10 protein-coding genes and 1 pseudogene are annotated in these 11806 nt (G+C 71.4%); 6 read left to right on the top strand and 5 right to left on the bottom strand.

Going from position 1 to position 11806, the window contains the following annotated elements:
* Nucleotides 1-41: 41 nt before the first annotated feature.
* Nucleotides 42-1745: a threonine/serine ThrE exporter family protein gene (locus CCZ36_RS14605; RefSeq protein WP_128817814.1), complete on the bottom strand. Its 1704-nt coding sequence runs from the start codon at nucleotides 1743-1745 to the stop codon at nucleotides 42-44.
* A 188-nt stretch (nucleotides 1746-1933) separates the two neighbouring features.
* On the bottom strand, nucleotides 1934-2428 hold the full coding sequence (locus tag CCZ36_RS14600) for an inorganic diphosphatase (protein WP_003968257.1): 495 nt from the start codon (nucleotides 2426-2428) through the stop codon (nucleotides 1934-1936).
* A gap of 86 nt (nucleotides 2429-2514) precedes the next feature.
* Between CCZ36_RS14600 and dacB the strand changes: the two genes are divergently transcribed.
* From dacB to folE, 6 genes are all read left to right on the top strand, one after another.
* Nucleotides 2515-3990 (top strand): D-alanyl-D-alanine carboxypeptidase/D-alanyl-D-alanine endopeptidase, encoded by a 1476-nt coding sequence (gene dacB / locus CCZ36_RS14595; RefSeq protein WP_206515731.1) that lies wholly within the window; start codon nucleotides 2515-2517, stop codon nucleotides 3988-3990.
* Between the two features lie 100 nt (nucleotides 3991-4090).
* Nucleotides 4091-5224 carry a zinc-dependent metalloprotease gene (locus CCZ36_RS14590; RefSeq protein WP_069742450.1) on the top strand — a complete coding sequence of 378 codons (1134 nt, stop codon included), beginning with the start codon at nucleotides 4091-4093 and terminating at the stop codon, nucleotides 5222-5224.
* A 197-nt stretch (nucleotides 5225-5421) separates the two neighbouring features.
* Entirely contained in the window at nucleotides 5422-6531 is a 1110-nt protein-coding gene (gene tilS, locus CCZ36_RS14585) for a tRNA lysidine(34) synthetase TilS (protein WP_069738730.1), read from the top strand.
* Between the two features lie 108 nt (nucleotides 6532-6639).
* Complete coding sequence (hpt, locus tag CCZ36_RS14580; protein ID WP_003968263.1) at nucleotides 6640-7179, top strand: hypoxanthine phosphoribosyltransferase; 540 nt, start codon at nucleotides 6640-6642, stop codon at nucleotides 7177-7179.
* 183 nt (nucleotides 7180-7362) lie between these two features.
* Complete coding sequence (ftsH, locus tag CCZ36_RS14575; protein ID WP_069738729.1) at nucleotides 7363-9423, top strand: ATP-dependent zinc metalloprotease FtsH; 2061 nt, start codon at nucleotides 7363-7365, stop codon at nucleotides 9421-9423.
* 166 nt (nucleotides 9424-9589) lie between these two features.
* Nucleotides 9590-10195 carry a GTP cyclohydrolase I FolE gene (gene folE / locus CCZ36_RS14570; RefSeq protein ID WP_069738728.1) on the top strand — a complete coding sequence of 202 codons (606 nt, stop codon included), beginning with the start codon at nucleotides 9590-9592 and terminating at the stop codon, nucleotides 10193-10195.
* A 65-nt stretch (nucleotides 10196-10260) separates the two neighbouring features.
* On the opposite strand, the gene CCZ36_RS14565 is transcribed toward folE, so the two are convergent.
* The 3 genes and pseudogenes from CCZ36_RS14565 to folB form a co-directional block, all read right to left on the bottom strand.
* On the bottom strand, nucleotides 10261-10749 hold the full coding sequence (locus tag CCZ36_RS14565; RefSeq protein ID WP_069738727.1) for a DUF3180 domain-containing protein: 489 nt from the start codon (nucleotides 10747-10749) through the stop codon (nucleotides 10261-10263).
* 74 nt (nucleotides 10750-10823) lie between these two features.
* Nucleotides 10824-11435: a 2-amino-4-hydroxy-6-hydroxymethyldihydropteridine diphosphokinase gene (gene folK, locus CCZ36_RS14560; protein ID WP_069738726.1), complete on the bottom strand. Its 612-nt coding sequence runs from the start codon at nucleotides 11433-11435 to the stop codon at nucleotides 10824-10826.
* A pseudogene (folB, locus tag CCZ36_RS14555) lies at nucleotides 11432-11790 on the bottom strand (dihydroneopterin aldolase). The gene folK and the pseudogene folB overlap by 4 nt, the downstream one beginning before the upstream one ends.
* Between the last annotated feature and the right edge of the window lie 16 nt (nucleotides 11791-11806).

Raw genomic sequence — 11806 nt, 5'->3', positions numbered from 1 at the left:
ACCCGTACGAGAGGGGAGGGCCTTGGACCGCCGCCGCCCCCTCAGAACCCCCTGGTCCGCTTCGCCGCCCGGCGGCTCGCCCCGCCGATCGCCCCCGGCAGCCCCATGAACAGCCGCGAGATCTCGCTCCCCAGATTCACCCCGATCGCGATGGCCAGCGCCGTCGCGACCGCAGTGGACAGCGAGGTGAGCCCGGTGACCAGCTCGTTCTGCGCCACGCCCAGCAGACCGAAGTACGTCGCCGAACCGGGCAGCAGCGGCCCGATCGCCGCCGTGATGTACGGCAGCGAGGAGTGGAACCGGTAGCGCGAGAACAGCTGGCCGAACAGGCCGACCAGCCCGGCCGCCACCGCCGTCGCCGCGACCGGTGAGATGCCCCCGGTCCGGGCCATCGCCCCGAAGATGATCCAGGCGACGCCGCCGTTCAGGGTGACCGCCAGCACGGTCGACCGCTCCTGCTGGAGCAGCACGGCGAAGGCCAGGCTCAGCGCCATCGACGCCAGGATCTGGACCACCGGCTCGTCGTACGGCGTGAACCGGGCCTCGGGGTTGAGCTGCGCCCCCAGCTGGAGCCCCAGGTACAGGACGATCAGCACGCCCGCGACGATCCCGATGAAGAAGTACATGACTTCGAGCAGCCGGGCCGAGGCGGTGATGTAGTAACCGGTCAGCCCGTCCTGCACCCCCGCCACCAGGGCCCGCCCCGGCAGCAGCGCGAACAGCCCACCGGTGATCACGGCGGACGGGCGGACGTCCGTCGAATGGGTCAGCGTCAGCGCCACCCCCATCGCTGCGGGCGGCATCGCGGCCACCGTGAACTGGTAGAACTCCGGCAGCCCGCGCCCGGCGCACAGCCAGGCCAGCCGGTCGCCGAGCATCGCGCCCGCCGCCGCCACCATGAACACCAGGAACCCACCGCCGACCAGCACGGAGGCCGAACCGGCCAGCAGCCCGGCGGCCGCCGTCAGCACCCAGCCCGGGTACGGGTGACGGTTACGGCGGATCTCCGCGAGCCGCCGGTAGGCCTCCTCCAGCGACACCTCGGTGTCCGTGCTCGTGATGTCGTCGACCAGCCGGAACACCGCCGCGAGCCGCGTGTAGTCGGTGCCCCGGCGGCGTACGGTACGGCTCGCCGTTACCGGGTCGTCGACCAGCGACGGCTGGTGCGAGATGGACAGCAGGGTGAAGGTGACCGTGGGCTCGCTGCGGTCCAGGCCGTAGGACCGGGTCACCGCGAACATCGCCGCCTCGACGTCCTCGGCGCCCTCCCCGCCCGCCAGCAGCAGCTCCCCGATACGCAGCGTCAGGTCGAGCACGCGCGGCACGGCGGGACCCGTCTCGTCGTCGGTGCGCTGGATCGACTCGGCCGCCGGACGCTCGGTCACCGGCATCCGCAGCATCGTGCGCATCCGGTCCTGCCAGGGCGCCTCCTTGGTCAGCTTGACCATCGGAATGCCCTGCGCCGGGGTGAAGACGGGCGGCGACTGCTGGGCCCGGTAGGTGCTCGGCGGCGTGAAAGCGGAACTCAGCGTGTCGGAGTTCGAACCGCCCCCCGAACCGCCGCCCGGGCCGGCCGGACCGGGCGGCTCCTGCTGCACCCCGGTCGGGAGCGCGAACTCCGACGTCGGATGGTCCTCCTCGGGCGGTGAGACCGGATGCATCGTCCCGGCGGGCGGAGCGAAAGCGCTCCGCGCCTCGTCGGACTGGGGCTTCTGGTCCTCAGGACCGCCCGGTTCCGCCACCACTCGACCTCGTTCCTGCTCGACTGCACGTCACTGGGGGTCGCCCCGCCGCACGTGTGCCCAGTATGGCCACCGCCATGGGCCCCGCACGCGTGGAAGTGCGGACAGCGAAACGGGCGGCACACCCGCGAAGGTGTACCGCCCGTTCGGAGACGGCCGTCCGGCTCACGGACGGAACCGGAAGAGGGACGTCAGTGCGCGCCGCCCTGCGCCTCAAGACGCTTGTAGGATGCCTCGATCTCGGCCTCCGCCTCGGCGCGGCCGACCCAGTCGGCGCCCTCGACGGACTTGCCCGGCTCCAGGTCCTTGTAGACCTCGAAGAAGTGCTGGATCTCCAGGCGGTCGAACTCCGACACGTGGTGGATGTCGCGCAGGTGCTCGACGCGCGGGTCGGACGCCGGGACGCAGAGCAGCTTGTCGTCGCCGCCCGCCTCGTCGGTCATCCGGAACATGCCGATGGCACGGCACTTGATGAGGCAACCGGGGAAGGTCGGCTCGTCCAGGATGACCAGCGCGTCCAGCGGGTCGCCGTCCTCGCCGAGGGTGTTCTCGACGAAGCCGTAGTCGGCCGGGTAGCTGGTCGAGGTGAAGAGTCGACGGTCCAGGCGGATCCGACCGGTCTCGTGGTCCACCTCGTACTTGTTCCGCGAACCCTTCGGGATCTCGATGGTGACGTCGAACTCCACGGGTGGCTCCTCCATGATCAACACATACGACTGGTGATTAAGTGTCCCCCACGCAGAAGTGTGCTCGCGAAAGGGGCTGGTCAGCGGTGGCCGAGCAGGTGGAAGAACCGTCGATGCGCCCCTCGGACCCGTGGGGCGGGCCGAAGATCCTGACGAAGAAGCGCAACGGGGCGTACACCTGGCAGGTGATCGCAGGCTCCGCCACGCTCGGCCTGGTCGTCGCCGCCGGCGCCGTCCTCGCCGCCGGCCCCTGGGACAACGGTCAGCGTAAGGCCGAGCGGGCACTCGCAGCCGCCGGTGACCGTACAGGTGGCGCACATCACGGCCGCCCGACGCCCGACGGCCCCCGCCCGGCCCCCAGCGCCCCGGCCGTCCTGCCCGCCCTCGGCACCACCACCCACGACGCCCCCCAGGACCCCGCCGCACTCCGCGACACCCTCGCCCCGCTCATCGGGGACCCCGGACTCGGGGACAAGGTCGCCGCCTCCGTCATCGACACCGCCACCGGCGAGCAGCTGTACGGGCAGGGCGCCACCACCCCGATGACCCCGGCCTCCACCGTCAAGATCGCCACCGCCACCGCGGCCCTCTCCGTCCTCGGCCCCGACCACCGCATCGCCACGACCGCCGCCCTGTCCCCCGACTCCCGCACCGTCACCCTCGTCGGCGGCGGCGACCCCACGCTCAGCAGGGCGGCCCTGCGCGAGATGGCCGCCGACACCGCCGACGCCCTGCGCGAGAAGGACCGGGGCTCCGTTCGGCTCACGTACGACGTCTCCCGCTACACCGGCCCCGTGCTCCACCCGATCAGCCCCAACGAGAACATCGCGCCCGTCACCGCCCTGATGGTCAACGAGGGCCGCGTCAACGACACGGACCGCGGCCCCGCCAAGCGCACCGAGGACCCCGCGGGCGACGCCGCCCGCACCTTCGCCGCCGCGCTGGAGAAGGCGGGCGTCAGGGTCACCGGCGCCCCCCGCGAGGCCCGCGCGGCCGACGAGGCCCGCACCGTCGCCACCCACCGCTCGGCCCCGCTCGCCGCCCTCGTCGAACGCACCCTCACCAACAGCGACAACGACATCGCCGAGGCCCTCGCCCGGCAGACCGCCATCGCCAAGGGCGAGAGCGCCTCGTTCGCCGGGGCCCGCCGCGCCGTCACCAACGAGCTGAAGAAGCTCGAGGTCCCGGTGGCCGGCGCCCACTTCGCCGACGGCAGCGGCCTGGACCGCGCGGACCGGGTCACCCCCGCCCTGCTCACCGCCCTCCTCGCCCGCGCCGCCGACCCCGACCGCCCCGGACTCCGCACGGTCCTCACCGGCCTCCCGATCGCGGGCTTCAGCGGCACCCTCGGCGACCGGTACGCGCCCGACGCCGAGGGCACCGGCCTGATCCGCGCCAAGACCGGCACCCTCTTCGGCGTCAACTCCCTCGCCGGCACCGTCGTCGACCGCCAGGGCCGGCTGCTCGCCTTCGCCTTCCTCGCCTCCGGCAGCCTGACCGCGAGAGAGGCCGAGCCGGCCCTGGACGCCCTGGCCACCGCCGTCGCCGGAACGGGCGGCTGAGCACGGGGCCCCGACCCGAGGAGCGGTGCGGGGGGCGCCTGACCGGCAAGGCGTCCCCAAGACCTCACCAAGGGACGACAGGCTCACGTACGGTTGACGCATGACGAGCATCGGTGGTGCCCAGATGGTCGACTGGAATCTCGCGGTGGCGACCGCGACCCGGCTCGTACGGCCCGGGCCCGACATCAGCCGCGAGGAGGCCCGCGCCGTCGTCGCGGAGCTCCGGCGGCACGCCAAGGCCTCCGAGGAGCACGTCCGGCTCTTCACCCGGATGATCCCCGAGGGAACCGAACCCGAGGACACCCCCGTCCTCGTCGTCGACCGCCCCGGCTGGATCAGGGCCAACGTCGCCGGCTTCCGCGAACTCCTCCAGCCCCTGCTCGCCAAGATGGAGAGCCGCCGCTCCGGCGGACCCGGCGGCGCCGTCCTCGGCGCGGTCGGCGGCAAGGTCACCGGCGTCGAGCTGGGCATGCTGCTCTCGTTCCTCGCCTCCCGGGTGCTCGGCCAGTACGAGACGTTCGCCCCGGCCACCCGGGAACTGCCCGCGTCCGCCGACGGCGGCGGCCGGCTCCTGCTCGTCGCGCCCAACATCGTCCATGTCGAACGCGAGCTGGACGTCGACCCGCACGACTTCCGACTCTGGGTCGCCCTCCACGAGGAGACCCACCGCACCCAGTTCACCGGCGTGCCCTGGCTCCGCGACCACCTCCGGGGCGAGATCCAGTCGTTCCTCGACGAGACCGACGTCGACCCGATGACCTTCCTGGAGCGCCTCCGCGAGGCCGCACAGTCCCTCTCCGGCGGCCGTCCCGAGGGCGAACAGGGCGAGAGCGACACCCGCAGCCTCGTCGACATCGTCCAGACCCCCGCCCAGCGCGAGGTCCTGGGCCGCCTCACCGCCGTCATGTCGCTCCTCGAAGGGCACGCGGACTACGTCATGGACGGCGTCGGCCCCGACGTCGTCGGCTCGGTCTCCGAGATCCGCGAGAAGTTCCAGCAGCGCCGCGCCCAGGGCGCCGGCCGCCTCGACCAGGCCCTGCGCAAGCTCCTCGGCCTCGACGCCAAGCTCCGCCAGTACAAGGACGGCGAGAAGTTCGTACGGTCGGTCGTCGACGAGGTCGGCATGGACGGCTTCAACCGCGTCTGGACCTCGCCCAACACCCTCCCGACGAAGGCGGAGATCGCCAAGCCCGCCGACTGGGTCGCGCGCGTGCACCGTAAGGCCGAATCCTGACCACCGGGCGCCCCGGGCAGTCCCGAAGGACCGATATTCGCCCCCCAATCACCCATCCGAGGGACCATGGAGGCCCGGGAAGGCGTGCAATGCTCGATGAACAGCTTGCCTCTGTCACCATCGACGCACTCTGAGTGACGGGACTCACGCGTTCCGGCGCTCAACGCTCCTCCCGAACTCCACGAAGGGCACCGGACATGGGTCCCCATCCTGCGGTCGCGGCGATACGCCTGGCGGTCCGCCGCGTACTCCACGACGTCATCACCGAATTCCAGCGCGACGCCGGCCCCGACCGGCCCGCCGAAGCGGCCCGGCGCCCCGCGCACGCCGTCGGCTCCCCCTACGCCGAGGCCGCCGCGGGCGGCTCCCGCACCGCCCTCCCCGAACGGCCCGACACCCCGCTCGTCCTCGTCGCCTGCTCCGGCGGCGCCGACTCCATGGCGCTCGCCTCCGCGCTCGCCTTCGAGGCCCGCAAGCTCGACGTCCGGGCCGGCGGCATCACCGTCGACCACAACCTCCAGCCCGGCTCCGGCCTCCGCGCCGCCGAGGTCGTCACCCGGCTCACCGCCATGGACCTCGACCCCGTCGAGGCCGTCGCCGTGCACGTCGGACGCGAGGGCGGCCCCGAGGCCGCCGCCCGCGACGCCCGCTACGCCGCGCTGGACGCCGCCGCCGAGCGCCACGGCGCCGCCGCCGTCCTCCTCGGCCACACCCGCGACGACCAGGCCGAGACCGTCCTCCTCGGCCTCGCCCGCGGCTCCGGCATCCGCTCGCTCTCCGGCATGGCCGCCGCCTCCGGACCGGCCGGCCGCTACCGCCGCCCCTTCCTCCAGCTCGACCGGCAGACCGCCCGCAAGGCCTGCCTCGTCCAGTCGATCCCCGTGTGGGACGACCCGCACAACATCGACCCCGCCTACACCCGCTCCCGGCTCCGCCACGAAGGGCTGCCCGCCCTGGAGAAGGCGCTCGGCAAGGGCGTCGTCGAAGCCCTCGCCCGCACCGCCCAGCTCTCCCGCGACGACGCCGACGCCCTGGACACCTGGGCCGCCGAGGCCGAGCTGTCCGTACGCGACGAGACCGGCCGCCTGGAGTGCGCGGGGCTCTACGCCCTGCCCCCCGCCGTACGCCGCCGGGTGCTGCGCCGCGCCCTGATCGAGGCCGGGGCACCCGCCGGCTCCCTCTTCGCCCGGCACCTCGAAGAAGTCGACCGCCTGATCACCGGCTGGCGCGGCCAGCGGGCCATCAACCTGCCCGGCCGCGTCGAGGCGCTGCGGCAGGGTGGCAGACTGGTCATTCGGCAGAGCTGACGCGCGAGCGGCTGAAGTGCAGACGAACCGCCGCCGGCCCGGGCACACCCGGACCGGCGGACCGGGGCGTCGGCAGCACAGAAAGAGACGTGGGTGAACGAGAAGGACATGGGTACCGACCTTCAGTCGGTGCTCCTCACCAAGGAAGAGATCGACGCGAAGCTCGTCGAGCTGGCCGCGAAGATCGACGCGGAGTACGCGGGCAAGGACCTGCTGATCGTCGGCGTCCTCAAGGGCGCGGTGATGGTCATGGCGGACCTGGCGCGCGCGCTGTCCACCCCCGTCACGATGGACTGGATGGCCGTCTCCTCGTACGGAGCGGGCACCCAGTCCTCCGGCGTCGTGCGGATCCTCAAGGACCTCGACACCGACATCAAGGGCAAGCACGTCCTGATCGTCGAGGACATCATCGACTCCGGACTGACGCTGTCCTGGCTGCTGTCCAACCTGGGCTCCCGGGAACCGGCCTCGCTGGAGGTCTGCACACTCCTGCGCAAGCCGGATGCCGCAAAGGTCGCGATCGATGTGAAGTGGATCGGTTTCGACATCCCCAACGAGTTCGTCGTCGGCTACGGGCTGGACTACGCGGAGAAGTACCGCAACCTGCCCTTCGTCGGGACACTGGCCCCGCACGTCTACGGCGGCTGACCCCCGGGCGGGCCGCCGGGGAACCCTCACCGCCTCCGGGCCGTTGGAGCTTCGAAAGCAGGTTTCTCCGCTGCACCCAGCGGTCGCTGGTGCCCATGCTGAGGTACCGTCCGAAGAACACTCTTTTCAAACAGCAGCATTTACCTACGGGCAGGAGGGACGGGGCGTCTTCGCTCCGTATGGATGGACGTGAAGCGATACTTCCGTGGGCCGGTCATGTGGATCGTGCTGGCCGTCCTCGCCGTGGTCGTGTTGATGCAGGTCGTCGGCTCGTCGGGCGGCTACAAGACGGTGGACACCGGCAAGGTGATCCAGGCGATCAGCAAGGACCAGGTGGAGCAGGCCAAGCTGACCACCGGTGACGAACAAATCCTCAAGATCGAACTGAAGGACGGCCAGAAGCTCGAAGGCGAGTCCGGCAGCAAGTTCCAGGCGAGCTACATCGGCAACCAGGGCGTCGAGCTCGCCGACACGCTGCAGACGAAGTTCGAGGCGGGTGACATCGAGAAGGGTTACACCGTCTCGCCGTCGAAGCAGTCCCCGTTCGTCTCGATCCTCCTCTCGCTGCTGCCCTTCGTCCTCATCGTGGTCGTCTTCCTGTTTCTGATGAATCAGATGCAGGGCGGCGGGTCCAAGGTCATGCAGTTCGGCAAGTCCAAGGCCAAGCTGATCACCAAGGACACCCCGAAGACGACCTTCGCCGACGTGGCGGGGTCCGACGAGGCCGTCGAGGAGCTCCACGAGATCAAGGAGTTCCTCCAGGAGCCGGCGAAGTTCCAGGCCGTCGGCGCCAAGATCCCCAAGGGCGTCCTGCTCTACGGCCCGCCCGGTACGGGCAAGACGCTGCTCGCCCGCGCCGTCGCCGGCGAGGCGGGCGTCCCGTTCTACTCGATCTCCGGTTCCGACTTCGTCGAGATGTTCGTCGGTGTCGGTGCCTCCCGCGTGCGTGACCTCTTCGAGCAGGCCAAGGCGAACGCCCCGGCGATCGTCTTCGTCGACGAGATCGACGCCGTCGGCCGCCACCGCGGCGCCGGCATGGGCGGCGGTCACGACGAGCGCGAGCAGACGCTCAACCAGCTGCTCGTCGAGATGGACGGGTTCGACGTGAAGGGCGGCGTCATCCTGATCGCCGCCACGAACCGCCCGGACATCCTCGACCCGGCGCTCCTGCGCCCGGGCCGCTTCGACCGGCAGATCGCGGTCGACCGCCCCGACATGCAGGGCCGCCTGGAGATCCTCAAGGTGCACCAGAAGGGCAAGCCCGTCGCGGAGGGCGTCGACCTCGGCGCCGTCGCCCGGCGCACGCCCGGCTTCACCGGCGCCGACCTGTCGAACGTGCTGAACGAAGCGGCGCTCCTGACGGCGCGCAGCGACAAGAAGCTCATCGACAACGAGAGCCTCGACGAGGCGATCGACCGCGTCGTGGCGGGCCCGCAGAAGCGGACCCGGATCATGTCCGAGAAGGAGAAGAAGATCACCGCGTACCACGAGGGCGGACACGCCCTGGTCGCGGCGGCCTCCCCTCAGTCGGACCCGGTCCACAAGATCACGATCCTCTCCCGCGGCCGCGCCCTCGGTTACACGATGGTGCTGCCGGAGGAGGACAAGTACTCCACGACCCGCAACGAGATGCTCGACCAGCTGGCGTACATGCTGGGCGGGCGCGCGGCCGAGGAGCTGGTCTTCCACGACCCGACGACGGGTGCGGCGAACGACATCGAGAAGGCCACGGCGACGGCCCGCGCGATGGTCACGCAGTACGGCATGACGGAGCGTCTCGGCGCGATCAAGTTCGGCGGCGACAACTCGGAGCCCTTCCTGGGCCGAGAGATGGGCCACCAGCGCGACTACTCGGAAGAGGTCGCGGCCCTGGTCGACGAGGAGGTCAAGAAGCTCATCGAGACCGCCCACAACGACGCGTGGGAGATCCTCGTCGAGAACCGCGACATCCTCGACGCCCTGGTGCTCGAACTGCTGGAGAAGGAGACGCTGGGCAAGGACGAGATCGCCGAGATCTTCGCCCCGATCGTCAAGCGCCCGGCCCGCCCGGCCTGGACCGGATCCGCCCGGCGCACCCCGTCGACGCGTCCCCCGGTGCTCTCGCCCAAGGAGCTGGCCCTCACCAACGGCAGCGCCAACGGCTCGGCCACCCCGCCGGAGATCGCCCCGACGGCGGACCTGACCAAGGACATCGCCCCGTCCACCGAGGCGATCCCCGAGGACCGTCCGGACAACAACAGCTAGTCCGCACTCCACGCCAGGTGAGACGCCCGTCACGGGCCGCCGCACCGGTTCCGGAATGCACGCCGCGCCCCCCGGGTTCTAGCCTGTGGGGGCGCGGCTTTTCCGTATGCCTGCGAGGTCCGAGCGCAAATCCGCGCATCGGACAGCACAGAGGAACGAGGCACAGATGACCGACCCGGTGACGCTGGACGGCCAGGGTTCGATCGGCGAATTCGACGAGAAGCGGGCCGAGGCGGCCGTACGCGAACTGCTGCTCGCCGTCGGAGAGGACCCGGACCGCGAGGGCCTGCGGGAGACGCCGGGGCGGGTGGCGCGGGCGTACAAGGAGATATTCGCGGGCCTGTACCAGCAGCCCGAGGACGTCCTGACGACCACGTTCGACCTGGGTCACGACGAGATGGTGCTGGTCAAGGACATCGAGGTGTTCTCGACCTGTGAACATCATCTGGTGCCGTTCAGGGGCGTCGCGCACGTCGGTTACATCCCCGCCTCCACCGGCAAGATCACCGGCCTGTCCAAGCTGGCCCGGCTGGTCGACGTCTACGCCCGCCGCCCGCAGGTCCAGGAGCGGCTGACGACCCAGATCGCCGAGTCCCTCATGTCGATCCTGGAACCGCGTGGCGTCATCGTCGTCATCGAGTGCGAGCACATGTGCATGTCCATGCGGGGGATCCGCAAGCCGGGCGCGAAGACCCTGACCTCCGCGGTGCGCGGCCAGCTCCGCGACCCCGCGACCCGCGCCGAGGCGATGAGCCTCATCATGGCGAGCTGACGCCCCGGAACACGTGACGAGGGCCCGGCTGCCGCTGACGAGCGGCAGCCGGGCCCTCGTCGGCGTTACGCCGCAGCCGTGCCCGTGCCGTCGTGGTCGTTGCCGTCCTCCGGAAGGCGGCAGACGCGTTCCAGGAACAGGGCGGCCGCGATGACACCGATGCCGGCGATGACCGCCGCGCCCGCGTAGATGGCCTGGTCGCGGCGGGGCGGGATGTCGAGGTAGCTCAGGAGGAAGACGCCCGTGCCGCCGTACATCCCGGCGACCAGGGCGGCGACCAGGGCGCTCGCCTGGCCGAAGACGACCGCGCGGGCCGCGAACAGGGGCTCGACGCCCTTGGCGCCGGGGCGGCGCTCGCGTTGGGCGCGCAGCCGGGCGCGGGTGGAGAGGGCGGTCGCGAGGAGGATCACCGCGATCACGGCGAGCACGATCGACGCGGCCAGCGGGACGCTCGGCAGGGTGCCGAAGGAGTCCCAGAGGCGGGCCCCGCCCCAGGAGAGGACACCGGCGGCGGCGAAGAGGCCCGCCAGTACCCCGAGCCGTAGTTGCTTCACCGCGTGAGCCGCCCTTCGCGCCGTCTGTGCCCGGTCCGGCCGTACGCCGGACCGCCGTCCGTCGAGCCTAACGATTACTCCGGCAGGCGCAGTTCCAGGTCGGCCCGGGGCAGCACGCTGTCGCGGCCGACCCGCTCGAGGAGCTGCGCCACCGGTCCGGCGCCGGGCAGCTGGGCCTCGGGGTCCATGTCGTGCCAGGGGGCGAGGACGAAGGCCCGCTCGTGGGCGCGCGGGTGGGGGAGGGTGAGAACCGGGTCGTCGGAGAGGACGTCGGCGTACGACACGATGTCGACATCGATGGTGCGCGGGCCCCAGCGCTCCTCGCGGACCCGGTCGAAGGCCTCCTCGACGGCCTGGCCGCGCTCCAGCAGGGAGGCGGGCGGCAGGGTCGTCTTCACCAGGATGACCGCGTTGAAGTAGGAGGGCTGCGAGTTCGCCTCGACGCCCCAGGGCTCCGTCTCGTACACCGGGGAGACGGCCTTGACCCGCAGGCCCGGGGTGTCCTCCAGGGCGTCGACGGCCCCCTGGAGGGTCTCCAGGCGGTTGCCCAGGTTGGAGCCGAGGGAGATCACGGCCATCTTGGGGTTGGAGAGCGTGACGTCGGCGGCGTCCACCTGCCGGACGACGGCGGTCGGAACCGGCTGTACGGTCGGGTCGCTCTGCCCCTCGGTCGAAAATGCGGTCATGCTCGGCTCCGGGTGATGGTGATGGTCACGTCGTCGAAGGGGACGGTGATCGGCGCGTCCGGCTTGTGCACCACGACCTCGACCTCCTGGACGCCTTCGTGCTTCAGGCACTGCTGGGCGATGCGCTCGGCGAGCGTCTCGATCAGATCCACCGGTTCGCCCGTCACCACGTCGACGACCTCCTCGGCCACCACGCCGTAGTGCACGGTGCGGGCCAGGTCGTCGGTGGCTGCCGCGGGGCGGGTGTCGAGGCCGAGCACCAGGTCGACGATGAAGGTCTGGCCCTCTTCCCGCTCCCGGGGAAGACGCCGTGGTGCCCACGGGCCTTGAGGCCGCGCAGCGCGACACGATCCACGCGAATCACTCCTGCT

The organism is Streptomyces sp. S063 (assembly GCF_002832675.1).
GTDB lineage: Bacteria > Actinomycetota > Actinomycetes > Streptomycetales > Streptomycetaceae > Streptomyces > Streptomyces sindenensis.
The sequence above is the reverse complement of the archived record's forward strand: the minus strand, read 5'-3'. Positions and strand labels throughout refer to the sequence as shown.

Bases quoted from the DNA above. Each gene is read 5' to 3' on its own strand.
- CCZ36_RS14590 (WP_069742450.1), top strand. From the start codon at position 4,091: ATGACGAGCATCGGTGGTGCCCAGATGGTCGACTGGAATCTCGCGGTG.
- tilS (WP_069738730.1), top strand. From the start codon at position 5,422: ATGGGTCCCCATCCTGCGGTCGCGGCGATACGCCTGGCGGTCCGCCGC.
- hpt (WP_003968263.1), top strand. From the start codon at position 6,640: ATGGGTACCGACCTTCAGTCGGTGCTCCTCACCAAGGAAGAGATCGAC.
- ftsH (WP_069738729.1), top strand. From the start codon at position 7,363: ATGGACGTGAAGCGATACTTCCGTGGGCCGGTCATGTGGATCGTGCTG.
- folE (WP_069738728.1), top strand. From the start codon at position 9,590: ATGACCGACCCGGTGACGCTGGACGGCCAGGGTTCGATCGGCGAATTC.
- folK (WP_069738726.1), bottom strand. From the start codon at position 11,435: ATGACCGCATTTTCGACCGAGGGGCAGAGCGACCCGACCGTACAGCCG.